Here is a 23521-nt window from a genome sequence, read left to right on the forward strand (position 1 = left end):
GATTCAAGCTTCCCGGGCGTTCCGATTCAGCCCGCGACCTCCGCCGGGCGATCGTCTCTCCTTCCCGTGTCTCACCTTCCCGGCCCGCCACCCCGGGTCGAGCCCCGGGGCGACGAACTCGCTAAACCCGCGCCGCCTCGACCGGCGTCGCCAGCTCGCGACCGAACCATTCGCACGTCGCCGCCAGCCCCTCCTCCAGCCCGACCCGCGGGGTCCAGCCGAGCAGGTCGCGCGCGCGGCCAATGTCGGGGCGTCGGCGGCGGGGGTCGTCGGTCGGGAGCGGCTTGAACACCACCCGCCGCGCGTCCGCGCCGGTCAACGCCAGCACCCGGTCGCACAGATCGCCGACGGTCAGCTCGACCGGGTTGCCGAGGTTGACCGGCTCCAGCCCGTCGATGTCGCTTTCCATCAGCGCGATCAGGCCGCGCACCATGTCGTCGACATAACAGAAGCTGCGCGTCTGGCTGCCGTCGCCGAACACGGTAATCTCGCAGTCGGCCAGGGCCTGGCAGATGAGATTTGAAACCACGCGCCCGTCATCGGGGCTCATGTTCGGGCCATAGGTGTTGAAGATGCGTGCAACGCGCACCTCCGCCCGGCCCATCCGCGCATAGTCGAAAGTCATCGCCTCTGCCGCACGCTTGCCCTCGTCATAGCAGGCACGCGGCCCCGTGCAGCTGACCCAGCCGCGATAGCCCTCCGGCTGCGGGTGCACCTCCGGATCGCCGTAGACCTCGCTCGTGGACGTGAGCAGGAACCGCGCCCCCGCCCGCTCGGCCAGTCGGAGCAGGTGGTGGGTGCCGACGACGTTGGTCAGCATCGTGTGCTCGGGATCGGCCTGGTACTGCGGCGGCGAGGCGGCGCAGGCGAGATTGTAGACGCGCGTCACCCGCTCGGCCGCGCCCAACACCGCCTCGGGCAGGGGCCGCACGATATCGGCCTCGACAAAGGTGAAGCCGGGCAACCCCTCCAGCGTCTGGAGGTTCGAAGGACGCGCGGTCTGGAGATTGTCGACGCACAGCACCTCGTGCCCGCGCGCGACCAGCGCCTGGCACAGGTGCGAGCCGATGAACCCCGCGCCGCCCGCGACCACGGCGACGCCCGGTTGATGATCGCTCATACGCTCTCCCTCGTTCTTGTCTGTTCGGATGCGGCGGCGGCCAGCTCGGCTTCGAGCTCGGCGGCGCGGTGGTCGGCGGTGTGGGCGGCCAAGACCGCCGCGCGCGCGGCCTCGCCCATCAGCGCGAGATCGCGTTCGAGCGCGGTGAGCACGTCTTGGCCCGTGTCGGCGAGCACGATCTCGCGGCCGGGTGCGAACAGGTCCTCGATCCCGTCCCAGCGGTCCGACACGATCGGCGTGCCACAAGCGGCAGCCTCGAACAGCCGGACCGAGGGCGACCAGCCCGCGGCGATCATATCGGCGCGCGTGACGTTGAGCGTCGCTCGCGAGGCCGAATAGAAGGCGGCGTGGTCGGCGGGCGGGCAATGCTCGATCCGCTCGACATTGGCGGGCCATTCGATGTCGGCGGGATATTGCGGGCCAGCGACGACGAAGTTCAGATCGGGACGCGCCCGCGCCGGCTCGATCAGCAGACGCTCGACGGTTGGCTGGCGATCGGGGCTGTAGGTGCCGAGATAAGAGAGGTCCCACCGTCTCGGCACCGCCAACGGCGCATAGGCCGTTGGGTCGACGGAACAGTAGAGCGCCCGCGCTCGCGGCGAGCCGTACTGCCGCTCCAGCCGGTCGAGCGTCGGCCCGCCGGTGAACGAGAGATAGAGGTCATAGAGCGGGATCACCGCCGCCGACAGATATTCCTCATCGCCCCGCTCGAGCTTCGCCAGCGTCACGGGCGTGTCGATGTCGTAGAAGGCGAGCGTGCCGCCCACCCACTCGCGCACCAGCCGCGCGACCGCGACGCCGTCGGGAACATAGGAGCCGATCATGACCGCATCGGCGGCGGCGATCTCGCCCCGCCAGCGCGCGAGCTCGTCGAGATCGGCATAATAGTCGAGCCGGCACCAGGCCGGGTCGGTCAGGTCGCGCTGGCTGGCATACCAGGGCACGTCGCGCTCGAGGAACGTGACCTCCTGCCCGCGCGCGGCGAACGCCTTCAGGAGCGCGCGATAGGTGGTGGCGTGGCCGTTCCCCCAGGAGGAAGACAGGCTGAGGCCGAGGACGACGAGCTTCATGCCGCCACCCGACGCTCGGCCATCGCCGCCTTGAACAGCGCATCGACCTGCGCCCCGCGCAGCTCATAGGTGTGCTCGGCGAGCACGCGCCTGAGCGCCGCCTCGCCGATCGCTTTCGCGCGTTCGGGCGTGAGCGCGGCGAGGTGATCGGCGACGTCCTGCCCGTCGCGGGCGACCAGCACCTCATCGTCGGGCTTGAGGAACTGCTCGATCCCCTCCCAGGCGTCGGTGATGAGGCAGGCGGCTGCGCCTGCCGCCTCGAACACGCGGGTCGCCGGGGAGAAGCCGACATGCGCCATCGAATCGCGCGCGACGTTGAGCACCGCCAGCGGGCTTGCGTTGAAGGCATTGTGCTCGGCGGTGTAGACATGGCCGCGGTGGCGGACATTGGCGGGCATCGCCTTCGTCTCCCATCCATTGCCGCCGATCAGGAAGCGGCGGTCGGAGAGGCTCGCGGCGGGCCTCAGGAAGAACTCCTCAACCCGAGCCTCGCGGTCAGGCAGGCGGTTGCCGAGAAAGGCGAGGTCGCAGGCGAAGCGGTCGTCGGCCGGCACCGGATGGTGCGTCGCGGGGTCGAGCGCGTTGTAGACGGGCACGCACGCGGCGGCGCCGAACCCCTCATAGGCCCCGACCACCGGCGGCCCGCCGCCATAGGTGAGCACCATCTCGAGATCTGGCAGTGCGGCGAGCACCGGGTGCAAGGCGTCGGCGCGCATCTCGTCGAGCGTCGCCGCCGCATCGACGTCCCAGAACAGCCGGAGTGCGCCCGGGCGAGCACGCGCGACCACGCCCTCCAGCAGCTCGCGATCGAACACGCCGACGCCGTTCGCCTTGACGACAATGTCCGCGCCGCCGGCTTCGGCCAGCACGCCGCGCAGTCCTTCCTCAGTCGCGGGATAGACGACCGAGCGGCACCAGTCGGGCGCGTCGATGTCGCGGTGCTGCTGCCGGTCAAAGGCGTCGGGCTCGTAGAAGGTGATGTCGTAGCCGCGCCGGGCGAGCGCGTGCAGGATGCCGCGATAATAGGTCGCGGCACCGTTCCAGTAGGAGGAGACGAGGCTCGATCCGTAGAATGCAATTTTCAAGCGACGGTCTCCAGATCGGGGGTGTCGAGCGTGGCGGCGATCGCCAGCAGTTCGTCGGCGCGGTGGTCGCAGCTGTGACGGGCGCGGATGGTGGCGAGGCCGTGCGCCGCGAACTCGGCGCGCATCGCCGGATCGGCGGCGAGCGCCTTCAGATGGCGCGCCATCTCCACGCCATCGGCGGCGAACAGGAAGTCGGAGCCGGGGGTGAACAAGCCCTCGGCATCGTCCCACGGCGCGCTGACCAGCGGGATGCCGCAGGCCAGCGCCTCGAACACGCGGATCGTCGGAATGCCGGGGAGGATCGTCGTATAGTAGCGGCGGGGTACATGGACCGTCGCGAGATGCCGCGCGAAAATGCCCGGCGCGGCGGCATTCGGCGCCCAGCCATGATAGACGACGCCATAGCGACGAAGCGTCGCCAGCGCCACGGCCGGATAACGCACGCCATAGAGGTCGAGCGGCAGCCCCGCCGCCTGTGCGGGCTCGAACAGGAAGCGTTCGAGCTCCTCGGTCCGCTCGCCATCGCCCCAGTTGCCGATCCAGACGAGCCCCTCGCGCTCGCCCGCCTCGACAGGCGGGTGGAAGTGGCGGGTGTCCGCCGCCTCGTGCCAAGTCCAGACGCGGTCGCCCCAGCCCCAGCGGCGATAAACCTCGGACAGCGCCTCGCCGAACGCCAGCACACCGTCATAGCCCGACAGGTCGAAGGCTCGGATCGCATCGGGATCGCTGACCGCGCGGTGATGGGTGTCGTGGAACAGCAGGCGGAAGCGCCCGCCCGCTGCCCGAACGCGGCCGATCGCGGCGACCAGCGCCGGCTCGTTCCATTCGTGGACGATGACGAGGTCGGCATCGCCGATCAGCGCGGCGGGATCCGCATCCGCCTCGAACGCGATCGAGGCGAGGTCGGGATAGGCCGCCTCATAAGCGCTCAGCCCCGCCGGGCCGTGGTCGGCGAGCAGGTTGGCGAGGCTCCAGCTGCCCGCCGGCTCGAACGCGCGCACCTGATGGCCCTTGGCAATGAGTGACCGGAGCACACCGCGCAGGAAGTGGGCGTTGCCGTGGTTCCAGCACGAAGCGAGCGAATGGGTGAAATAGGCGATCCTCATGCCGCCACCACCCGATCGGCGACGGCGGCGTGGATCGCGGCCATGCCCGCCGCCATCCGCAGGGGGGTGAAGGCTTGGGCGCGTCGCCGCGCAGCCTCGCCCGCGCCGACGCGGCGGTCGGGATCGGCGATCAGATCCTCGACCGCTGCGGTGAAACCTGCCGCATCGCCGGGAGCCACGAAGGTCGCGACCTCGCCCCACAATTCGCGAAAGGTCGGAATGTCCGGCAGGACGAGCGCGCAGCCCGCCTGCGCCGCCTCCAGCACCGCGAGGCCGAAGGGCTCGTAGCGCGCCGCCGACACGAATACCGGCCGCGCCGCCAGCCGCTCGGCCACCGCAGCGTCGTCCAGCGTGCCGAGCTGTTCAAGGTGCGCGAGCCGAACGCCGTCGCCGCCCGGTCCCTTTACCGGTCCCGCCGCCGCGAACGGCACCGACAGTCGCGCCGCCGCCATGTCGAGCGTCGCGGCATCTTTGCCGTGGTCCCAGAGCCGACCGGCGGTGAAGGCGAAGTCGCGCATCGGCTGCGCCTCGACACCCGAAGGTGCGCGACCGTTATGGACGACCGCCGGCAGCCGCGGAAGCGCATAGGCGCGCATCGCAGCCTCGGCAAAGGCATGGCTGGGGCACGCCACGGCATCGGCGCGTGCCAGCCCCTCGGCGGTCAGCCGTGCCTGCCAAGCAAAGGCTTCGGGCATCGGCCCCTCGCCCGCCGCCGCCCACCAGGTGGCGAGGCAGCTGTGCAGCACCGCCACCACGGGCACGGGCATCGGCACCGCGGCCAGCGCGGGCTGGTTGAGCTGGATCACGTCGGCGCGATCCTCGCGCGCCAGCCGCGCGACCGATCGCGCAGCATAGCGCACCGCCGCCTCGTCGCGTGCCAGCCAGTCGAGCGGCAGCCCCGTCTCAATGAGCCGCAGCCCAGGCACCGCCTCCGCCGCGCGCCGCTGCGCCTCGCTCGGGCCGGGACCAAGCAGCGCCAGCGTCGTACGCGTGCCGAGCGGCGCCAGCGCAGCGGCGAGATCGACCGCATATTGCCATACCCCACCCACCGCATCGGCGGTCATGAACAGCCGCCTCATGCCGCCACCCGCTCATGTGCTGGCAGGTCGAGCCCCCGCGCGTCGGCAAGCCAGGTGGCGAGCGCCGCCACCCCCTCGCGCCACGGCCGCTTCGACCCCAGCCCCAGCGCCGCCCCGGCCGCGCGCGTATCCGCGACGAAATAACGCTGGTCGCCCGCGCGCCAGTCCGAATAGCCAATGTCGAGATCGCGGCCGATCAGCGCGGAGACATGGGCGAGCAATTCGCGCAGGCTCACCGCATTGTCAGGCCCGCCGCCCAGGTTGAACGCGCGTCCCGCCACGTCGTCGATTCGGCGCCACGCGGCGACATAGGCGTCGACCGCATCGCTCACGTCGAGGATGTCACGCACCTGCCGCCCGTCGCCGTAGAGCGTGATCGGCGCGCCCTCCAGCGCACGGATCAGGAAATGCGCAACCCAGCCCTGATCCTCGGTGCCCATCTGCCGCTGGCCATAGATACAGCTCATGCGAAGGACCGCGGCGCGCAGGCCGAAGCTGCGGGCATAGTCGAGGACGTACTGATCGGCCGCCCCCTTCGAGCAGCCATAGGGGGTGTGGAAATCGAGCGGCCGCCCCTCCCCCACGCCATGCGCGCGAACATAGGCGTCGACCGGCACGTAGCGATCGCCCTCGACCGCGAAGTCGAGATCGGCAAGGTCGCCGTACACCTTGTTGGTCGAGGCGAAGACCAGTGGCGCGTCGGGGTTTCGCGTGCGCAGCGCCTCCAAAAGGTCGAAGGTTGCGGCGACGTTGACGCCGTAGTCCTCGCGCGGGTCAGTGAGGCTGGTCGTCACCGCCACCTGTGCGGCGAGGTGAAACACCGCCCCGGCCCCCGCCGCCGCCTCGGCCAGCCGGTCGCGGTCGCGCACATCGGCGACGACCGCCTCGATCCGGTCGCCGTGCCGCGCCTTGAGCCAGTCGAGATTGCCTTCGACCCCGGCCCGCGTCAGCGCGTCGTAGACGCGCACGCGATGCCCCTCGCCCGCCAGCCGGTCGGCGAGGTTGGAGCCGATGAAGCCGGCGCCGCCGGTGACAAGGATCGGGCGCGTGTCGCTCATGCGACGAGGCCCCGCGCCTCGAGCTGCGCGCGCATCTCGGCCACGCGGTCATGCGCGGTCTGCTGCGCAACCCACTCGGCCAGTTCGGCGAGACCCGCCTGAAAATCAGCCTCGGCGCGGAAGCCCAGGCGATCGGCGGCGAGGCTGGTGTCGCAGAAGCAATGGCGGATGTCGCCGATCCGCGCCTTGCCGACGATCTCGGGCTCGATCGCATTCTTGCCCATCGCACGCGCGAGCTCGGTCGCGACCTCAGTCACCGAGCGGTGGTGGCCCGAGCCGATGTTGAAGGTGCCGCCCGCCGCCTGCGGCAGCACGAGTGCGTCGGCGAAGGCACGCGCGACGTCGCGGACATGGACGAAGTCGCGCCGCTGCTCGCCATCCTCGAAGATCATCGGCTGCTGCCCGTTGAGCAGCCGCGAGGCGAAAATCGCGAGCACGCCGGTGTAGGGATTCGACAGCGCCTGGCCCGGCCCATAGACGTTGAAGAGGCGCAGGCAGACGCCCTCCATGCCATAGGGGGCGGCCATGATATGCGTCGTGCGCTCCTGCACGTACTTGTTCAGCGCATAGATCGAGGCGAGGTTGGGACGCTTCCATTCGGGCGTCGCCACCGGCGTCAGCGGCCGGCCGAGATCGTCCACCGGCTCCCAATTGGCCTGTCCGTCGCGAAGCGTCGGGCGATCGGCGTCCTGCACCAGCTCGCCCTCGGCGTCGCGGTACAGTCCCTCGCCATAGATGCTCATCGAGGAGGCGGTGACGACGCGGCGAACGGGCGCGTCGATCAGCGCCTCGAACAGGACGGCGGTGCCGACGTCGTTGGTCGAGGTATAGCGCTCGACCTCGTACATCGACTGACCGACGCCGACCTCGGCCGCGAGGTGGACGACGGCATCGACGCCGTTCAGCGCGCGCGAGACGGCGGCCTTGTCGCGCACGTCGGCGCGGATCAGCTCGGCCTCATTGTTCAGCATCGCCGCGCCGTCGGCGGCGCCGTGGACCTGATCGATCAGATTATCGAGCACGCGGACGCGGTTCCCTCGCGCCAGGAGCTCGTCGGCGACGAAGCGGCCGATAAAGCCCGCCCCGCCCGTGATCAGGATTGTCTCGGCCATGCACTTCCCTCCCGAATCCCTGCTGCAGATCATTGATCTGGCGCAGCCTCAGAGGTCCGCAGAAGTACTTGCTTTTCCTACGGTTTTGCCGAAGCTGGCGGATATGGACGAAAAAGCTTCTTCAACTTCTTCGTTCCGCACGATTGTTGTTTTTGTACAATATTTCTCGATACTTAACTTCGATCATGGCGATCCTCTCACCTGCATCAGCTTTGCTGAGTTTGAGCGGTGCTGATCCACCTCGTCCGTCACGCGAGCCACGACGAAGTCGGCCGCGTGCTAAGCGGCCGGTCGGCCATCTCGATCAACGCCGCGGGGCGAGCGGAGGCGGCGGGCGCGGCCGAGCGGCTCGCCGCGCGCTCGATCGCCGCGGTCTGGACCAGCCCGCGCGAGCGCGCGCGGCAGACCGCGGCGATCGTCGCCGCCCCACATGGTCTCGAGCCGACGATTGCCGAGGCACTCGACGAAATCGAATTCGGTGAGTGGACCGGCCAGCGGTTCGCCGCGCTGGACGCCGATCCGCGCTGGTTCGACTGGAACGCCCGCCGCGGCAGCGCCTGCGCGCCGGGCGGCGAGACCCTGGCCGAGGCCGCCGCGCGTGCCTTCGACTTCGTGCGCCAGCTTGAGGGCGAGGCGGTGTGTGTCAGCCATTGTGACGTCATCCGCGGGGTCGTGGCGCGGGCGATCGGCCTCAATCTCGACCATCTGCTGCGTTTCGACTGCGACCCGGCATCGGTGACGACGCTGTCGATCGAGGGCGACGCCATCCGTCTCGTCGCGCTCAACCTCCGCTAGGCCGGGATCGTCGGCATGCAGCTGGCATAGCTCTTCTCCTCGATCAGTTCGGAGCCGAGCAGGTCGTTGATCCGCCGCTTGATCGCGGCGCGCTCGTCGTTACGCTGATAGACGGCGCGGGCGAGACTGACGAAATCGGCACCGAAGCGGCCCTCGCCCTCGGCGATGCGTATCGCGTCCTCGATATCCCACAGCCGCTCGTTGACGCGGCGCAGTTCGCCGAACGCCGCGCTCACCGCCGGGTGCGCGAGCGCCGCCGACCCGATCGGCCGCAGCGCCGCAACCTCGCGCTCGACGTTACTACGCGCTTCGGGCTGCACCAGCCGCACGCGCTTGATGTCGAGGATCGTCAGCTTGTCGAGCAACTCCCCCCAGGAGACGGGGACGAGCGGGGTCGATTGCGGGTCCATGGGCACGCTCCTCTTTGAGATCGGCAAGGATGGCGGCGACGACGCTCCCCCAGTCGTCCGGCCGTGGCTGTGCATAGAGGCGCGCGGTCGGGTACCAGTGGCTGCGGCGACTGGCCGGGTTCCAGCGCCAGTCGGGCTCGGCCTTGAGCATCAGCCACACCGGCCGCCCCAGCGCGCCCGCCAGATGCGCGATCATCGTGTCGACGGTGACGACCAGCGACACGCCCGCGACCAGCGCGGCGGTCGCCGCCATGTCGAGCGGGCAGCCCTCGGGATTGAGCACGGGCAGCGCTGACGGCCCAGGCATCAACGTGACGCAGGGCGCAAGCTTCGAAAGCGGCGCGAGCAGGTCGGCGGGCAGCGACCGCTCGGCATCCCAGTCGCCCGCCCCGTTGCACAGCGCGATCGTGCCCGCGGGCAGCACCGCTGGCGCCGCCTGAAGATAAGGAACCGCCGGCAGGTCGGGCCGCATCCGCAGCGCGTGATCGAGCTCGGTGATGCCGATATCAACCTCACCGTGCGCGATCGGATGCGTCGGACGAAACCCGACCCAGCGCGCGCCCGGCACCAGCGGCTCAAGCAACGGCAACAGGCGCGGCTGTACCTCGACTGTCAGCGATCGCGCACGGCGGGCGAGTGGCGGCAGGAATCGGGCATACTGGATCGTGTCGCCAAGGCCGTGATAGCAACGCGCCACCACGTCGCGCCCGTCGAACGCGCGGCCGTCCCAGATCCAACGCCGATGATAGGGCTCACGCGGATCGTCGCGCGTTGCCGGATCGCGCGCTGCAATCGCCGCGTCGGCAAGCGTCCAGGCACGCTCGAAACTCCCTGCGCGCATCGCCGAAATCCAGGCATCGGGCGGCTTCTTCATCACTGCCGCAAACGGCGCCGCGATCCGGCCGGTTCCAAAAAACTACAATTGTTAGAATAGCTTAACTCAGATCAAGAAGCGCATCTTTGTTGCAATCGACGGAACAGCGGGCGCATAATGGCCGTTCTTCAAGCGAAACCAATCGAGCCGGCGCTGCCCACCTCGATCGGCCGATCGATTGGAAGGGCCAAGCTTGCACCAGCGACTGCAACGGGATGACGGATCGCTGGCGGCGCGTGCGACCGCGCTCGGGCCATGGTTCCAAAATATCGACCTGGGCGGCGTTTGGACCGCGCCCGATCATTTCCTGGGCGACTATCCGGGCGACAAGTTCCGCCGCTTCGCCGATGCGATCCCCGCCGACCTCAAGGGCAGGAGCGTGCTCGACATCGGCTGCAACGCGGGCTTCTATTCGATCGAGATGGCACGGCGCGGGGCCGACCGCGTGCTCGGCATCGACAGCGACCCGCATTATCTGGCACAGGCGCGCTTCGCTGCCGACGCGCTGGGCCATGCCGCGATCGAGTTCGCCGAGCTGTCGGTTTACGACGTCGCGGCGCTGGGCGAGCGGTTCGACCTCGTCGTCTTCATGGGCGTGCTCTATCACCTTCGCCACCCGCTGCTCGCGCTTGACCTTATCCGCGAGCATGTCGCGGGCGACCTCATGCTCTTCCAAACGATGCAGCAGGGAACGGGCGATCCGATCGACGTGCCCGAGGACCACCCATTCTTCGTGCCTGGTACGACCGCCCCGCCCGCCTATTTCGACGATCCGGGCTATCCGCGCCTCCACTTCATCGAGCGGCAGTTCGCAGGCGACTGGACCAACTGGTGGGCCCCCAATCCCGCCGGCACGATGGCGATGCTGCGCGCCGCCGGCTTCACGCCCGAGCGGACCGCCGAGCCCGACGTCTATCTCTGCCGCACGGCGCCCGTCCCCTATGCCGAATACGGCCCCGCCGCCGTCTATCCCGCGCGAGGAGCACAGCCTTGATCGAAGCCGCGATGCTCTGGAACGAGCCCAACAACAAGTCGCACTGGGACATGGGTCTCGACCCCGACTGGTCGCATTTCGCCGCGCATGTGAAGGCTGCGGGCGACGCGATCCACGCCGTCAACCCGGCGATGACGCGCGTGCTGGGCGGCATGTCGCCGATTGACCCACACTGGCTGAAGAAGATCGAGGCGCATGGCGCGCTGGATGCCGTCGATGTGGTCGCGGTCCATGGCTTCCCGCTCGACTGGAATCTCTGGCCGCTCGATCAATGGCCCGCCAAGATCGACGAGATCGCCACCGTCACGGACAAGCCCATCTGGGTGACCGAGGTCGGCGTCAGTTCGTTCGGCGCCGAGGAGGTGCAGGTGTTCGGCCTCGAGCGCACTGCCGCGCTACTTAGAGGCAAGGCGGAGCGCGTCTTCTGGTATTCGCTCTTCGACCTGCCGAAGAGCTGGGGGGCGGAGACGCGTCACCGCGAGGCGGAGGGATCGTCCTATTACCGCCACTTCTATCTCGGCCTGATCCGCGAGGACGGCAGTCCCAAACCCGCGCTCGACGTCTATGCCCGCCACGCCGCCGAGATCGGTCTGATGCAGTGGTTCCATTTCGAGGATCCGCGCCTGGATGAGGCGGTCGCGTGGATGAAGCGACTCGGCACCCGTCGCATCCGCACCGGGCTCTCGTGGGCCGACAGCTTCCGCCCCAACGCGGTCGACTGGTTCGACCGGCAAATGGAAGCGCTCGCCGATTTCGACGTGACTGTCACCTTCTGCTTCACGCCCGAGCATCTGGGCGTCGCGCCGCATCACACCAGCCCCGCGCGCGATCCGCAGGCGTTCGCCGACTTCTGCGCCTGGATGATCGACCGTTACGCCCCCGCCACGGGCCAGCCGCAGGGACTCGTCGCCCCGCCCGCACCCGCCGAGGCGCCGCGCGCGCCCGAGCTCACTCCCCTCGCCTTCAACCGCGACGAGCGTCTCGCCGCCGAACGGAGCGCCGCCTGATGCTTTCGCCCGACCGCCGTGGAATCAACGTCGCCATCGTCGGCGTCGGCAATTGCGCCAGCTCGCTCGTCCAGGGCCTCTCGCACTACCGCGCGGGCGCGAACGAGATGACCGGCCTGATGCACGAGGCGATCGGCGGCTATCACCCAAGCGACATCCGCGTCGTCGCCGCCTGGGACGTCGACCGGCGCAAGGTTGGCCGCGACGTCGCCGACGCGATCTTCGCCCCGCCCAACTGCACCGCGGTCTTCTGCGACCGGGTCGAGGAAACGGGCGCGGTGGTGCGGATGGGCCGTGTGCTCGACGGCGTCGCCGACCACATGGCCGACCTGCCCGAGGCGCGCAGCTTCCGCCTCTCCGACGCGCCAGAGCCGAGCGCCGAGGACGTGATCGCTGCACTGCGCGATGCCAAGGCCGACGTGCTGATGAACTACCTGCCCGTCGGTTCGCAGGAAGCGACCGAGTTCTACGCCGAATGCGCGCTCGAGGCGGGCGTCGCCTTCGTCAACAACATCCCCGTTTTCATCGCCAGTGATCCCGAATGGGCCGCGCGGTTCGAGGCGGCGGGCGTGCCGATCATCGGCGACGACATCAAGGCGCAGCTGGGCGCGACGATCGTCCACCGCGTGCTGACCGATCTGTTCAAGAAACGCGGGGTCGAGCTCGATCGGACCTATCAGCTCAACACCGGCGGCAACACCGACTTCGCCAACATGCTCAACCGGTCGCGCCTCGCCTCCAAGAAGACCTCGAAGACCGAGGCGGTGCAGTCGGCGGCGGCGGTGCGGCTGGAGGACGAGAACATCCATGTCGGCCCCAGCGACTATGTCGCGTGGCAGAACGACAACAAGGTCTGCTTCCTGCGCATGGAAGGCCGGATGTTCGGCGGCGTGCCGATGAACCTCGAGCTGCGCCTCTCGGTCGAGGACAGTCCCAATTCGGCGGGCGTCGCGATCGACATGGTGCGCTGTGCCAAGCTGGCGCGCGACCGCGGTATCGCCGGCCCGCTGCTCCCCGCCGCTGCCTGGTTCTGCAAGCACCCGCCCGTCCAGATGACCGACGACGAGGCCTGCGCCGCGGTCGAGGCGTTCATCGCGGGGTGACGCACTCATCCATCCAGCGTATCGAGCACCGTCTCGGGCTCGACGTCGCGCTTTACTTCCGCGAATTCGGGATCGACCGCCCCGACGCCCAGATGCGTCGCCACCGCTTCGAGGAGCGCGGCGACGCGCGTCAGCTCATGCTCGGCCAGCAGTCCGATATGGAGGTCGAGATCGGCGCGGCGCGCGGCGGCCGCCGCCATGCGGTTCTGACTGATGAGGACGAACGTCGACAGAAAGATCGCCTCCACCGACGCGGCCATCGCAAGAACGACCAGGCTGGGGTCGAAACGCGGCACGGCGGGCAAGCCGATCGTGTTGGCGGCGATCCAGCCGCCGAACAGGATCAGATGAAGCGCGACGAACGTCATCGATCCGGTGAAGGCGGTGATCGCCTCCGCAACCCGCTCGCTCAGCGAGGCATGCCGCTGCTCGGCCGCGCGACGCTCCTGCAGGCGAGCGATGTTGGCGGCAAGCGTCGCGGTCATGCCGGGGGTAGCAGCTCCCTCGCGAGCCGCCTCCGCTGCCAGCGTGTCCCGGTTCTGCCCATCATCCATCACCCGAAAACCAGCACTGTTTCAGTTGGTTGCGATGTACAACCTGGGTTGGCGAAAGGATCTGCATGACAAGGATGAGGGCCGCGATCGTCACCGCGCCCGGGACGGTACAAATCGCCGAGGTCGACCGGCCCGAACCCGGCGCAGGCGAGCTTCGCCTGCGGCTTGAGGGGTGCGGCGTCTGCGCCTCGAACCTCGAGCCTTGGGCAGGGCTCGAATGGATGACCTATCCGACGCCGCCCGGCGATCTGGGGCACGAGGGTTGGGGCGTGGTCGACGCGGTCGGCGCCGGCGTTACCGGCTTCGCCCCGGGTGACCGCGTTGCCGCGCTCTCCTATCGCAGCTTCGCCGACTATGACGTGGTGCCCGCCGATATGGCGCTGAGACTGCCGGACAGCCTTGCCGGCCACCCCTTCCCCGGCGAGCCGCTCGGCTGCGCGTTCAACATCTTCCGCCGCAGCGACATCCGAGCCGGCCAGACGGCAGCAATCATCGGCATCGGCTTTCTGGGCGCGGTGCTGACCAAGCTCACAAGCGATGCGGGCGCGCGCGTCATCGCGATCTCGCGGCGACAGGAGTCGCTTGAGCTCGCGCGACATTATGGCGCGACCGAGACGATCGTGATGGACGACCACTATGCCATCATCGACCAGGTAAAGGCGCTGACCGATGGCGCGATGTGCGAGCGGGTGATCGAGGCCGTGGGCAAGCAATGGCCCCTCGACCTGGCCGGCGAACTGATCGGGTTCGGCGGGCGGCTGGTGATCGCCGGCTATCATCAGGATGGCCCGCGTCAGGTGGGCATGCAGAATTGGAACTGGAAGGGCATCGACGTCATCAACGCGCATGAGCGCGACCCGGCGGTCCAGATGCGCGGCCTGCGCGAGGCGATCGAGGCGGTGGCGAGCGGCCAGCTCGATCCCACGCCGCTCTACACGCATCGCTATCCGCTCGACGGGCTGGCGGACGCGCTCGATGCGACGCGCGACAAGCCCGCGGGCTTCGTCAAGGCGCTGGTGATGTTCGCATGAGGCCGCGTGTCGGCTTTCTCGGCACCGGCTGGATCGGTCGGCACCGGATGGCGGCGATGCTGGCGACCGGCGCGATCGAGGCGGCGGCGATCGCCGATCCCGCGCCCGAATGCCTGGCCGAGGCGGCGGCGCTCGCCCCGAATGCGGTGCACGTGGACAGGCTCGACGCGATGCTGGCGCTCGGCCTCGACGGGATCGTCATCGCGACGCCGAGCGCGCTGCATGCCGAGCAGTCGATCGCGGCGCTGAGTGCAGGCATCGCGGTATTCTGCCAGAAACCGCTTGGCCGGTCGGCGGCCGAAGCCCGCGCGGTGGTCGATGCCGCACGCACCACCGACCGGCGCCTCGGCCTCGACCTGTCCTATCGCCATACCGCAGGGATGCAGGCGATCGCGCCGCTGGTGCGCGATGGCGCGCTGGGCGAGGTGTTCGCCGTCGATCTCACCTTCCACAACGCCTATGGGCCCGACAAGCCGTGGTTCTACGACCCCGCGCTCTCTGGCGGTGGCTGCGTCGTCGATCTGGGCGTGCATCTCGTCGACCTGGCGCTCTGGACGCTCGGCTTCCCGCCGGTCCAGGCGGTCGATGCGCGGCTGACGCATGCAGGCAGGCCGCTTCGCCCAGGAGAGGTCGAGGATCACGCGATCGCGCAATTCACCGCCGGTGGCGCGCAGGTTCGCCTCGCCTGTTCGTGGCGACTCCACGCCGGACGCGAGGCGGTGATCGAGGCGGCGTTCTACGGGACCGGGGGCGGCGCGGCGCTGCGCAATGTCGGCGGCTCCTTCTACGACTTCATCGCCGAGCGGTTCGACCGTACGGAGCGGGCCGAGCTGAGCGATGGGGCCGACGACTGGGGCGGCCGGGCGGCCGCGGACTGGGCGACGGCGCTGGCGGCCAATCCTCGGTTCGATGCGGAGGCTGAGCGGTTCGTCGCGTCAGCGGAGGTGCTCGACCTGATCTACGGGCGATAGGCGTACGACGCCGATCTACGCAAGAAGGCGCCACGCACCGACCGGGTGCACGGCTTTCGGTTTTCCGGTGCCGCCCCTTGAAAGGGCGGCGTTTCCGCTCTCAGATGCGCGCCTCGGGCAGCACCATGCCCGGCACATCGACGGTGAAGGTGAACAGATCCCCCGCCAGTGGCTCCTTCTCGCGCGCGGCGGCGTCGAGATGCTTGGCGGCAGTGGTGGCATACACGGTCTTCAGGTCCGGGCCACCGAACGCGATCTTGGTGATGGCGCTCACCGGGAAGCGCACCTTCTCGAGCAGTTCACCCTTGGGCGAATAGCGGCGCACCTCATGGCCGGTATAGAGCCCGATCCACAGGCACCCCTCTGCATCGCAGACCGGGCCATCGGGAAACCCCTCGCCCTTGGCGATGCGCGCGAACACCCGCGGGTCACTCAAGTCGCCGTCCTCACCAAGCGTCGCGGCATGGATGACCTGTCCAAGCGTATCGACGTGATAGAGCGTCCGCCCATCGGGGCTGACCGCAGGGCCGTTGGTGATCGAAACCTTGGGCGTGGTCGCGGTGCAGCTCTTGCCGTCATAGCGATAGATGGTGCCGGTGATGGCGCTCTCGCCATCATCCATGCTGCCGAACCACAGCCGCCCTGCATTATCCACCGTACCGTCGTTGAGGCGATTGGTCGGCAGATCGGGCTCGGGCGAGAGGATGGGCGTGAAGCTGCCGTCCTTGGGGTCAAAGCGCGACAATCCAGTCTTGAGCCCCGCGACGAAGCCGCCGCCGGCGATCGGCAGGACGAAGCCGACCTGATCGGGCGCGCCCCATTCGGCCCGCTCTCCGGTCGCGGGATCGAGGCGATAGATACGGTGCCGTTTAATATCGACGAAGTAGAGCGCCTTCTCGCGCGCGACCCACACCGGACCTTCGAGCAGCGGGCCGCCCAGCGCCCAGATGCTCGTCGGCTCGCTCGTCACCACGCCCATCACCCTCTCCCTTATCGCCAGCCGGCGTCGACGAAATAGCTGTGCCCGGTAACGAGCGCGGCATCGTCTGACGCCAGGAACATCACCATCGCGGCGATGTCGTGTGGGAGCAAGCGACCGCTCAGGCATTGCGAGGCGACGATCTCCGCCTCGCCCTCGGGGGTGTACCATTTGAGCTGGCGCGGCGTGCGGACATTGCCGGGGATGACGCAGGTCGCGCGGATATTGTCGGGGCCGAGCTCGCGCGCGAGGCTGCGCGTCAAGCCCTCGATCGCGGCCTTGCACGTCTGATAGAGGGTGAGGCCCGGCAGCCCGAGATGCCAGGAGATCGAGCCCAAATTGACGATCGCGCCGCCGCCCTTTGCGCGCATCGCGGGCACCACCGCCTGCGCACAGAAGAACATGTGTTTGAGGTTCACCGCAAGGCGGTTGTCCCAATAGGCCTCGTCCACCTGCTCGATCGCGTGACGGTCGTCGTTGGCGGCGTTGTTGACCAGAATGTCGAACGCCCCGCCCGCCTTGATCAACCGCGCGATCGTCGCCTGCAAGTCGGCGACGCGGGTCAGGTCGACCGCCTCGAAATGGACGCGAGCCGAATCGAGCCGTTCGACCACGGCGCGCGAATCGGCCTCGGCGATGTCGAAGAAGGTGACGTCGGCACCCTGCCGCGCGAACCCCTCGACGATCCCCGCCCCGATCCCCGACCCGCCGCCGGTGACGAGCACGCGCTTGCCGGCAAGGCTGGGGTAGATGGCGCGCGTCGCGGCGTCGGGCTGAACGTCAAAACTGGGATCGGCCTCGGCCACGGGAGTGTCTTTCGGTTGGAGAGGGTCGTCGCTCACGCGAGCACCGTGGTGCGCCGCGCTGCGAGGTCGCGCATCAGCGCGCGCACGCCATAAGTCCAGGGCGCCGCGTCCTTCGACGTGACGACCGTGTTCGACAGGGTGCCGAGCGCGTCGCTCCGGATCGTCACCACGTCGCCCACCTTGTGAGTGAAGCCGCGGCCGGGTTCGTCGCGGTCCTGCACCGGCGCGAACAGCGTGCCGAGGAACAGCGCGAAACCGTCGGGATACTGATGCTCGGACAGCGTCTGGCGGACGAGATCCTCCGGATCGCGACTGATCTCGCGCATCGAGCTGTGCCCGTCGAGGCGATAGCCGTCGGTTCCCTCGATCACGAGGTCGAGCTCGGCGGCGCGCACATCGTCCATCGTAAAGCCATGCCCGAACAGCCGCACGAACGGCCCGAGCGAGCAGGAGGCGTTGTTGTCCTTTGCCTTGCCGAGCAGGAGGGCACTGCGCCCCTCGAAATCGCGGAGATTGACGTCGTTGCCGAGCGTCGCGCCGACCGGGCGGCCGCGCGAATCGACGATGATCACCACCTCGGGCTCGGGATTGTTCCAGTGCGAGTCGGACCGGATGCCGATCTCGCCGCCCCAACCGATCGTCGACAGGATCGGCGCCTTGGTGAACACCTCGGCATCGGGGCCGATCGCGACCTCCAGATATTGCGACCAGAGTCCCGCCTCGATCAGCGCGGTCTTGAGGCGCGCGGCCTCCTCGCTGCCGGGCTTCACCGAGCGGATGCCACCGCCGACCTTGGCCTCCAGCTCGCCGCGGAGCGCCGCCGCCGCGCTCGAGTCGCCACGCGCGCGCTCCTCGATGACGCGCTCGATCGCCGACACGGCGAACGTCACGCCGGCGGCCTTCACGCACTGCAGATCGATCGGCGAACGGAATTCGACCTCGGCCCCCGACCCTTCCGCCCCCAGCGCATCGACGTCGCAGATCGCATCGCCTGCCGCGCTCGCGGGATCGTCGAGGTCGAACAGGTCGGCGCTGGTCGACGCGGCGTCGAACGCCGAATGCACCACGCCGCCACGCACGATCACCGGCACCACCTCTCCGCGCACCGCCACGCGTCCGGCCAGCACCGCATCGTCGAGATCGGCGGGCAATGCCGATCGGCTCCATTCCAGCGTCATCGCCTCGACCCCCTCCTCATCGCGGCCCGGTTCGGTTGCCGCAGAACTGTAGCTGGTAGCGCTATCAGGTGCGCGGAGCGGTTGCAATCGCCCGCGCACCCGATGACGCCGGCTTTCAGAGCGTCCATGCCCCGTCGATACGCGCCAGCACGCCGTCCTGCGCACCCTCGCGCAGTACCGGCGGCAACAGCGCCTCGGGCAGGTCCTGATAGGCCACGGGCCGCACGAAGCGCTCGATCGCCAGCGTGCCGACCGAGGTGGTGCGACCGTCCGAGGTCGCCGGATACGGGCCGCCATGCACCATCGCGTGGGTCACCTCGACGCCCGTCGGCCAGCCATTGGCGAGGATGCGCCCGACCGTCTGCTCGAGCACGGGCATTAGCGCGCGTGCCGACTCGTAATCACCCTCGTCGACCTGGATCGTCGCGGTGAGCTGGCCCTCGAGCTGCGACAGCACCGACTTGAGTTCCTCAAGATCGGCACAGCGGACGAGCACCGACGACACGCCGAATACCTCGTGCAGGTGAACCGGATCGGCCAGGAAGTCCTTGCCCGCGACGGTGAACAGCGCGGCGCGACCCTGGGTCGGGCCGGCGGGCTCGGCACCCTCGGCCACCTTCTCGACATAGGGACTGGCGGCAAGCTTCTCCTTGCCCTCCTCGAACGCCTTATAGATGCCCTCGGTCAACATGACCTGCGCCGCCTGGCCGGTCAGCGTCTCGGCCGCCACCTGAGAGAAGGCGTCGAGCTCGGGGCCGGCGATGCCGAGGACGAGGCCGGGATTGGTGCAGAACTGCCCCGCTCCCATCGCCATCGACGCGACATAGGCCTTGGCGAGCGCGTCGCCGCGGGCCTTCAGCGCCTCGGGCATCAGGATGACCGGGTTGATCGCCGACATCTCGGCATAGACCGGGATCGGACGCGGACGCGCGGCGGCGATCTTCATCAGCGCCTCGCCGCCCGCGCGGCTGCCGGTGAAGCCCACCGCCTGGATGCGCGGATCGGCGACCAGGCTCTGGCCGACATGCCGCCCCATGCCGTTAACGAGGCTGAAGACGCCCGAAGGCATCCCCGTCTTTTCGACCGCGCGCGCGATCGCGCTCGCGATCAGTTCGGCGGTGCCGGGATGCGCGCTGTGCCCCTTCATCACCACCGGACAGCCGGCGGCAAGCGCCGAGGCGGTGTCACCCCCCGCGGTCGAGAAAGCGAGCGGAAAGTTCGACGCGCCGAACACCGCGACGGGCCCGACGGGCACGGTGCGCAGGCGCAGGTCGGGCTTGGGCGGCGTGCGCGCGGGATCGGCATGATCGATGCGCAGCTTCTGCCACGCGCCGTCGTGCACTTCCTTGGCAAACAGGCGCAGCTGGTTGGCAGTGCGCCCGCGCTCACCGGTGATGCGCGCGGCGGGAAGCCCGCTCTCGCGGCTCGCCCGCTCGACCAGCGCGTCGCCCAGCGCCTCGATCTCGTCGGCGATCGCCTCGAGAAAGGCGGCTCGCTCTTCGAGCGGCTTGGTCGAGTAAGGGAGGAACGCTGCCTCGGCGGCGGCGCAGGCGTCGGCGACGTCCTGCTCGCTCGCGCCGGCGAACGCCACATCCTCGATCTCGGCACCCTTGGCGGGGTCATAGGCGCGGAAGCGCTGCTCGGACGAGCGGCGCTCGCCTGCGATGAACAGATCGCCGGTCAGGGTCATGGGATCGCGTCTCCTCGTGGTCGCATCAATGGTGGCCGGGGGCATAGGGGTGCCGGATGGCCTCGTAATATTGCAGATCATGGGCAGGCGGACGAACGCCGGCGGGCAGCTTCCGTCCCGACACCGACCCGAAATAAGCCAGGCTGGCGTCGCGCCACCATATGGCCTCTTCTTTTTGTATGACAAGAAAAGACGCGATCTGATCGGCGCGTTCCTTGTCAATCAACGGGCCGAGCATCGCCCAGCGCCGGTTCATGCCCTCGACGGCGGCGACGCCGCGGTCATAGCGCGCGACCATCTCCTCCCACAGCGTCCGGCCCGACGCCATGCGCTCGTCCCAGCCGACATGGTGGAACCACAGCAGGAAATCGTCGCCCACCGTGCGCCGATCGGCGAAGCGACGCGCGACCGGCCGCGCATATTGCGCGACCGCGTCGGAACCGCTCCGCGTCCGGTCGAAGCCGATGCCGCCCTTGTCGGCGCGATGATAATAAGTCGGATTCCATTCGGGCCGCGCAAGATCGCCCACCCACGGCCCCGGCCCGTAATGATGCCCCGTCGCCATCAGGTGCGCGAGGCCCATTGGCGTCATGTAATCGACCACCGCCTGCCGCGACTCGAGCATCATGGCAACCGTCGGATCTACGAAGCCCGGATCGGGCGTGAACGTCTGCTGCGCCCATTCCCTCGCAATCTCAACGGGCGTCAGGTCGGGGTTCCATGCCAGCCGGCCAAAGGCGTACCAGTTCGCCTGATCGAAGATCGAGCCCGACCAGTTGCGGTCGCTGCCGATATTGGCGACCCCCGCCATCCCGGTCAGCGCATGCCCCTCGAGGCTCCCGTCGATCACCTTCGCGACGGTCGATCCTTTGCCCCTGGCAAAGGTATCGGCCTCCAGCACCTCCGCCCACATCGTCGCGAGATAGGCGAGGTGCGTCGCGAAGCCGAGATATTCCTTGGTAATCTGCACTTCCAGCATCAGCGGCGTCTTCGGCATCGCGCCGAACAGCGGGTGGAAGGGCTCGCGCGGCTGGAAGTCGATGGCGCCGTTCTTGACCTGGACGATGACATTGTCGGCGAATTTGCCGTCGAGCGGCTTGAACTCGCTGTACGCCTGTTTGGCGCGGTCGTCGGGATCGACCTCCGAATAGACGAAGGCGCGCCACATCACGATGCCGCCATGCGGGCGCACCGCCGCGGCGAGCATGTTCGCGCCCTCGGCATGGCTGCGCTTGTAATCCTGCGGCCCCGGCTGCCCCTCTGAGTTCGCCTTGACGAGGAAGCCGCCGAAATCGGGGATCGCGCGGTAGATCTCGTCGGCTTTCGCCCGCCACCACGCTGCGACCGCCGGATCGAGCGGGTCGGCGGTCGCGGTCTGCTTGAGCTCGACTGGCGCCGACCAGCGCGCCGACAGATAGACGCGGATGCCGTAGGGGCGGAGCACGTCGGCGACCTTCGCCGCCTTGGCGATCCACTGGGGAGTCAGGCTGTCGGGCTTGGCATTGACGTTGTTGAGCACCGCGCCGTTGATCCCGAGCGACGCATTGGCGCGCGCATAGTCGGTGTAGCGCGGGTCGGTCGCGGTCGGCAGTTTCCACCAGTCCCAGATCGACTGGCCCGAATAGCCGCGCTCGACCGTGCGATCGAGATTGTCCCAATGGTTGAGCAGCCGGAGCTTCACTCTGGGTTTTTCAGCGATGTCGAGCTTTGCCGGGAGCGGACCTTGCTGCACCAGCCGCAGGAAGTGGAACGCGCCGTAGAGCGCCCCGACCGGCCGATTGCCCGCGATCACCAGCAGACGTCGCCCGTTCGCGGTCACATCGCGGATGATGAAGCCATCCTCGCCAGCCGGTTCGAGACCGAGCGCGGCGATGCGCCGCGATCGGGTCGTGCCGATCAGGATCACGCCGCCCTGCTGCTCCGGACCCCCGCCCGTCATCGACGGCAGCGCACGTTGCAGTTCAGCGACCGCAGCGGCGATCGTCGGATCGGACGCTTCGTCGGTTTCGACCGCCCCCGCCCGTGCGGCCAGCGCGCTCGCCCGATCGGCGGGTAGCGGCCGATAGCGCAGCCACAGGTCATACCCATCCTCGGCAAGCGCGGGCTGGGCAAAGGCGATCAGCATCGCGATCGCCGCCGCCAGCCGGGCCATCAGCATCGCTCGCATCGCCTCTCCAATCGCACCTGGGGCGCAACCCCTTGTCTAACGCTGGCAATAGCGAATAGTGATACCGCTATCAACACGCGCGCCGATCGAGCCGCCGGTCCGTAGAGGAGAGTCGATGCCGAAGATCGTGGCCGCGCGCGTGATCGTGACCTGTCCGGGGCGCAATTTCGTCACGCTCAAGATCGAGTGCGACGACGGCACCACCGGAGTCGGCGACGCGACGCTCAACGGGCGCGAGTTGGCGGTCGCCACCTATCTCACCGAGCATGTCGTCCCCTGCCTGATCGGCCGCGACGCGCACCGGATCGAGGATATCTGGCAGTATCTCTACAAGGGCGCCTATTGGCGGCGCGGACCGGTGACGATGACCGCGATTGCCGCGGTCGACATGGCGCTTTGGGACATCAAGGGGAAGGTCGCCGGCCTGCCCGTCTATCAGCTGCTCGGCGGCGCGTGCCGCGAGGGCGTGATGGTCTATGGCCATGCCAACGGAACCACGATCGAGGAAACGGTCGAGGTCGCGCGCGAGTATCAGCGACAGGGGTACAAGGCGATCCGCCTGCAATGCGGCGTACCCGGCATGACCTCGAGCTATGGCGTGTCCAAGGACCGCTATTTCTACGAGCCCGCCGACGCCGACCTCCCGACGGAAAACGTCTGGTCGACCTCGAAATATCTGAGAGTCGTGCCAGAGCTGTTCGCCGCCGCGCGCGAGGCGCTGGGCTGGGACGTCCACCTGCTCCACGACATCCACCACCGGCTGACCCCGATCGAGGCAGGGCGGCTCGGCCGCGACCTCGAACCCTGGCGCCCCTTCTGGCTCGAGGATGCGACGCCCGCGGAGAACCAGGCGGCGTTCCGGCTGATCCGCCAGCACACGACTGCACCGCTGGCGGTGGGCGAGATCTTCAACTCGATCTGGGACGCCAAGACGCTGATCGAGGAACAGCTGATCGACTATATCCGCGCGACTGTCGTCCATGCCGGCGGCATCACCCATCTTCGCCGCATCGCCGCGCTCGCCGATCTTTATCAGGTGCGCACCGGCTGCCACGGCGCCACCGACCTGTCGCCGGTCGCGATGGCCGCGGCGCTCCATTTCGACCTGTCGGTGCCAAATTTCGGCATCCAGGAATATATGCGCCACACGCCCGAGACGGATGCGGTCTTCCCCCATGCCTACAGCTTCGAGGGCGGGATGATGCATCCGGGCGACGCGCCGGGCCTCGGCGTCGATATCGACGAGGCGCTGGCGGTCGGCTACGACTACAAGCGCGCGTTCCTGCCCGTGAATCGGCTTGAGGACGGCACCTTGTGGAGTTGGTGACGCGC

General features: G+C 68.7%; 23 protein-coding genes. 8 read left to right on the forward strand and 15 right to left on the reverse strand.

The window, feature by feature from the left end:
• Nucleotides 1-121: 121 nt before the first annotated feature.
• Genes COC42_RS03735 through COC42_RS03765 form a run of 7 tightly spaced genes read right to left on the reverse strand, consistent with a single transcriptional unit; the run spans nt 122 to nt 7630 of the window.
• Nucleotides 122-1120 carry a UDP-glucuronic acid decarboxylase family protein gene (locus tag COC42_RS03735; RefSeq protein ID WP_096341898.1) on the reverse strand — a complete coding sequence of 333 codons (999 nt, stop codon included), beginning with the start codon at nt 1118-1120 and terminating at the stop codon, nt 122-124.
• The gene (locus COC42_RS03740) at nt 1117-2190 is read right to left on the reverse strand and encodes a CgeB family protein (RefSeq protein ID WP_096341899.1); all 1074 of its coding nucleotides are present in this window, start codon (nt 2188-2190) and stop codon (nt 1117-1119) included. Before COC42_RS03740 ends, COC42_RS03735 begins: the two co-directional genes overlap by 4 nt.
• Complete coding sequence (locus COC42_RS03745) at nt 2187-3275, reverse strand: CgeB family protein (RefSeq protein WP_096341900.1); 1089 nt, start codon at nt 3273-3275, stop codon at nt 2187-2189. The genes COC42_RS03740 and COC42_RS03745 overlap by 4 nt, the downstream gene beginning before the upstream one ends.
• Nucleotides 3272-4381 carry a CgeB family protein gene (locus tag COC42_RS03750; RefSeq protein WP_096341901.1) on the reverse strand — a complete coding sequence of 370 codons (1110 nt, stop codon included), beginning with the start codon at nt 4379-4381 and terminating at the stop codon, nt 3272-3274. Before COC42_RS03750 ends, COC42_RS03745 begins: the two co-directional genes overlap by 4 nt.
• The gene (locus tag COC42_RS03755; protein ID WP_096341902.1) at nt 4378-5460 is read right to left on the reverse strand and encodes a glycosyltransferase family 4 protein; all 1083 of its coding nucleotides are present in this window, start codon (nt 5458-5460) and stop codon (nt 4378-4380) included. The genes COC42_RS03750 and COC42_RS03755 overlap by 4 nt, the downstream gene beginning before the upstream one ends.
• Nucleotides 5457-6518: an SDR family NAD(P)-dependent oxidoreductase gene (locus tag COC42_RS03760; RefSeq protein ID WP_096341903.1), complete on the reverse strand. Its 1062-nt coding sequence runs from the start codon at nt 6516-6518 to the stop codon at nt 5457-5459. Before COC42_RS03760 ends, COC42_RS03755 begins: the two co-directional genes overlap by 4 nt.
• Complete coding sequence (locus COC42_RS03765; protein ID WP_096341904.1) at nt 6515-7630, reverse strand: SDR family NAD(P)-dependent oxidoreductase; 1116 nt, start codon at nt 7628-7630, stop codon at nt 6515-6517. Before COC42_RS03765 ends, COC42_RS03760 begins: the two co-directional genes overlap by 4 nt.
• Here COC42_RS03765 and COC42_RS17355 point away from each other — a divergent pair.
• Together COC42_RS17355 and COC42_RS03770 are read left to right on the forward strand one after the other, a co-directional pair.
• On the forward strand, nt 7629-7865 hold the full coding sequence (locus COC42_RS17355; RefSeq protein WP_141395774.1) for a hypothetical protein: 237 nt from the start codon (nt 7629-7631) through the stop codon (nt 7863-7865). The two genes, COC42_RS03765 and COC42_RS17355, sit on opposite strands and share 2 nt — an antisense overlap.
• Nucleotides 7859-8425 (forward strand): histidine phosphatase family protein, encoded by a 567-nt coding sequence (locus tag COC42_RS03770; RefSeq protein WP_096341905.1) that lies wholly within the window; start codon nt 7859-7861, stop codon nt 8423-8425. Before COC42_RS17355 ends, COC42_RS03770 begins: the two co-directional genes overlap by 7 nt.
• Here COC42_RS03770 and COC42_RS03775 read toward each other — a convergent pair.
• Both COC42_RS03775 and COC42_RS03780 read right to left on the reverse strand, forming a co-directional pair.
• Complete coding sequence (locus COC42_RS03775) at nt 8422-8790, reverse strand: DUF6165 family protein (RefSeq protein ID WP_245843823.1); 369 nt, start codon at nt 8788-8790, stop codon at nt 8422-8424. The two genes, COC42_RS03770 and COC42_RS03775, sit on opposite strands and share 4 nt — an antisense overlap.
• Complete coding sequence (locus tag COC42_RS03780; RefSeq protein WP_141395775.1) at nt 8726-9709, reverse strand: glycosyltransferase family 9 protein; 984 nt, start codon at nt 9707-9709, stop codon at nt 8726-8728. Before COC42_RS03780 ends, COC42_RS03775 begins: the two co-directional genes overlap by 65 nt.
• Nucleotides 9710-9902: 193 nt before the next feature.
• Here COC42_RS03780 and COC42_RS03785 point away from each other — a divergent pair, with 193 nt between their 5' ends.
• From COC42_RS03785 to COC42_RS03795, 3 genes are read left to right on the forward strand one after another with little or no spacing between them, the layout of a single operon-like run.
• Nucleotides 9903-10703: a TIGR04290 family methyltransferase gene (locus COC42_RS03785; RefSeq protein ID WP_096341907.1), complete on the forward strand. Its 801-nt coding sequence runs from the start codon at nt 9903-9905 to the stop codon at nt 10701-10703.
• Nucleotides 10700-11710: a glycosyl hydrolase gene (locus COC42_RS03790; protein WP_096341908.1), complete on the forward strand. Its 1011-nt coding sequence runs from the start codon at nt 10700-10702 to the stop codon at nt 11708-11710. The genes COC42_RS03785 and COC42_RS03790 overlap by 4 nt, the downstream gene beginning before the upstream one ends.
• A complete protein-coding gene (locus COC42_RS03795) occupies nt 11710-12813 on the forward strand; it encodes an inositol-3-phosphate synthase (protein WP_096341909.1) in 1104 nt (367 codons plus the stop codon). The genes COC42_RS03790 and COC42_RS03795 overlap by 1 nt, the downstream gene beginning before the upstream one ends.
• Before the next feature lie 5 nt (nt 12814-12818).
• Here the strand turns inward: COC42_RS03795 and COC42_RS03800 are convergent, their stop codons facing one another.
• On the reverse strand, nt 12819-13298 hold the full coding sequence (locus COC42_RS03800; RefSeq protein WP_217991256.1) for a DUF1003 domain-containing protein: 480 nt from the start codon (nt 13296-13298) through the stop codon (nt 12819-12821).
• 134 nt (nt 13299-13432) lie between these two features.
• Between COC42_RS03800 and COC42_RS03805 the strand changes: the two genes are divergently transcribed.
• Both COC42_RS03805 and COC42_RS03810 read left to right on the forward strand, forming a co-directional pair.
• Nucleotides 13433-14398 (forward strand): MDR/zinc-dependent alcohol dehydrogenase-like family protein, encoded by a 966-nt coding sequence (locus COC42_RS03805; RefSeq protein ID WP_245843825.1) that lies wholly within the window; start codon nt 13433-13435, stop codon nt 14396-14398.
• A complete protein-coding gene (locus tag COC42_RS03810; RefSeq protein ID WP_096341912.1) occupies nt 14395-15369 on the forward strand; it encodes a Gfo/Idh/MocA family protein in 975 nt (324 codons plus the stop codon). The genes COC42_RS03805 and COC42_RS03810 overlap by 4 nt, the downstream gene beginning before the upstream one ends.
• Nucleotides 15370-15469: 100 nt before the next feature.
• Here COC42_RS03810 and COC42_RS03815 read toward each other — a convergent pair whose 3' ends face one another.
• From COC42_RS03815 to COC42_RS03835, 5 genes are all read right to left on the reverse strand, one after another.
• Entirely contained in the window at nt 15470-16348 is an 879-nt protein-coding gene (locus COC42_RS03815) for an SMP-30/gluconolactonase/LRE family protein (protein ID WP_176484550.1), read from the reverse strand.
• 11 nt (nt 16349-16359) lie between these two features.
• The gene (gene xylB / locus COC42_RS03820; protein WP_096341913.1) at nt 16360-17154 is read right to left on the reverse strand and encodes a D-xylose 1-dehydrogenase; all 795 of its coding nucleotides are present in this window, start codon (nt 17152-17154) and stop codon (nt 16360-16362) included.
• 32 nt (nt 17155-17186) lie between these two features.
• A complete protein-coding gene (locus COC42_RS03825) occupies nt 17187-18332 on the reverse strand; it encodes a fumarylacetoacetate hydrolase family protein (protein ID WP_096341914.1) in 1146 nt (381 codons plus the stop codon).
• A gap of 115 nt (nt 18333-18447) precedes the next feature.
• A complete protein-coding gene (locus tag COC42_RS03830) occupies nt 18448-20022 on the reverse strand; it encodes an aldehyde dehydrogenase (NADP(+)) (RefSeq protein ID WP_096341915.1) in 1575 nt (524 codons plus the stop codon).
• Between the two features lie 25 nt (nt 20023-20047).
• On the reverse strand, nt 20048-22189 hold the full coding sequence (locus COC42_RS03835; protein ID WP_425442799.1) for an alpha-glucuronidase family glycosyl hydrolase: 2142 nt from the start codon (nt 22187-22189) through the stop codon (nt 20048-20050).
• Between the two features lie 115 nt (nt 22190-22304).
• Between COC42_RS03835 and manD the strand changes: the two genes are divergently transcribed.
• Nucleotides 22305-23516, forward strand: coding sequence for a D-mannonate dehydratase ManD (gene manD, locus COC42_RS03840; RefSeq protein WP_096341916.1), 1212 nt, complete (start codon nt 22305-22307; stop codon nt 23514-23516).
• Nucleotides 23517-23521 lie beyond the last annotated feature (5 nt).

Source organism: Sphingomonas spermidinifaciens, assembly GCF_002351485.1.
Lineage (GTDB): Bacteria > Pseudomonadota > Alphaproteobacteria > Sphingomonadales > Sphingomonadaceae > Sphingomonas > Sphingomonas spermidinifaciens.

Coding starts and splice junctions, on each gene's coding strand:
- COC42_RS03750 (WP_096341901.1), bottom strand. CDS start 4,381: ATGAGGATCGCCTATTTCACCCATTCGCTCGCTTCGTGCTGGAACCAC.
- COC42_RS03735 (WP_096341898.1), bottom strand. CDS start 1,120: ATGAGCGATCATCAACCGGGCGTCGCCGTGGTCGCGGGCGGCGCGGGG.
- COC42_RS03780 (WP_141395775.1), bottom strand. CDS start 9,709: ATGAAGAAGCCGCCCGATGCCTGGATTTCGGCGATGCGCGCAGGGAGT.
- COC42_RS03835 (WP_425442799.1), bottom strand. CDS start 22,189: ATGCGAGCGATGCTGATGGCCCGGCTGGCGGCGGCGATCGCGATGCTG.
- COC42_RS17355 (WP_141395774.1), top strand. CDS start 7,629: ATGCACTTCCCTCCCGAATCCCTGCTGCAGATCATTGATCTGGCGCAG.
- manD (WP_096341916.1), top strand. CDS start 22,305: ATGCCGAAGATCGTGGCCGCGCGCGTGATCGTGACCTGTCCGGGGCGC.
- COC42_RS03740 (WP_096341899.1), bottom strand. CDS start 2,190: ATGAAGCTCGTCGTCCTCGGCCTCAGCCTGTCTTCCTCCTGGGGGAAC.
- COC42_RS03815 (WP_176484550.1), bottom strand. CDS start 16,348: ATGGGCGTGGTGACGAGCGAGCCGACGAGCATCTGGGCGCTGGGCGGC.
- COC42_RS03795 (WP_096341909.1), top strand. CDS start 11,710: ATGCTTTCGCCCGACCGCCGTGGAATCAACGTCGCCATCGTCGGCGTC.
- COC42_RS03760 (WP_096341903.1), bottom strand. CDS start 6,518: ATGAGCGACACGCGCCCGATCCTTGTCACCGGCGGCGCCGGCTTCATC.
- COC42_RS03825 (WP_096341914.1), bottom strand. CDS start 18,332: ATGACGCTGGAATGGAGCCGATCGGCATTGCCCGCCGATCTCGACGAT.
- COC42_RS03830 (WP_096341915.1), bottom strand. CDS start 20,022: ATGACCCTGACCGGCGATCTGTTCATCGCAGGCGAGCGCCGCTCGTCC.
- COC42_RS03800 (WP_217991256.1), bottom strand. CDS start 13,298: ATGACCGCGACGCTTGCCGCCAACATCGCTCGCCTGCAGGAGCGTCGC.
- COC42_RS03805 (WP_245843825.1), top strand. CDS start 13,433: ATGACAAGGATGAGGGCCGCGATCGTCACCGCGCCCGGGACGGTACAA.
- COC42_RS03765 (WP_096341904.1), bottom strand. CDS start 7,630: ATGGCCGAGACAATCCTGATCACGGGCGGGGCGGGCTTTATCGGCCGC.
- COC42_RS03755 (WP_096341902.1), bottom strand. CDS start 5,460: ATGAGGCGGCTGTTCATGACCGCCGATGCGGTGGGTGGGGTATGGCAA.
- COC42_RS03810 (WP_096341912.1), top strand. CDS start 14,395: ATGAGGCCGCGTGTCGGCTTTCTCGGCACCGGCTGGATCGGTCGGCAC.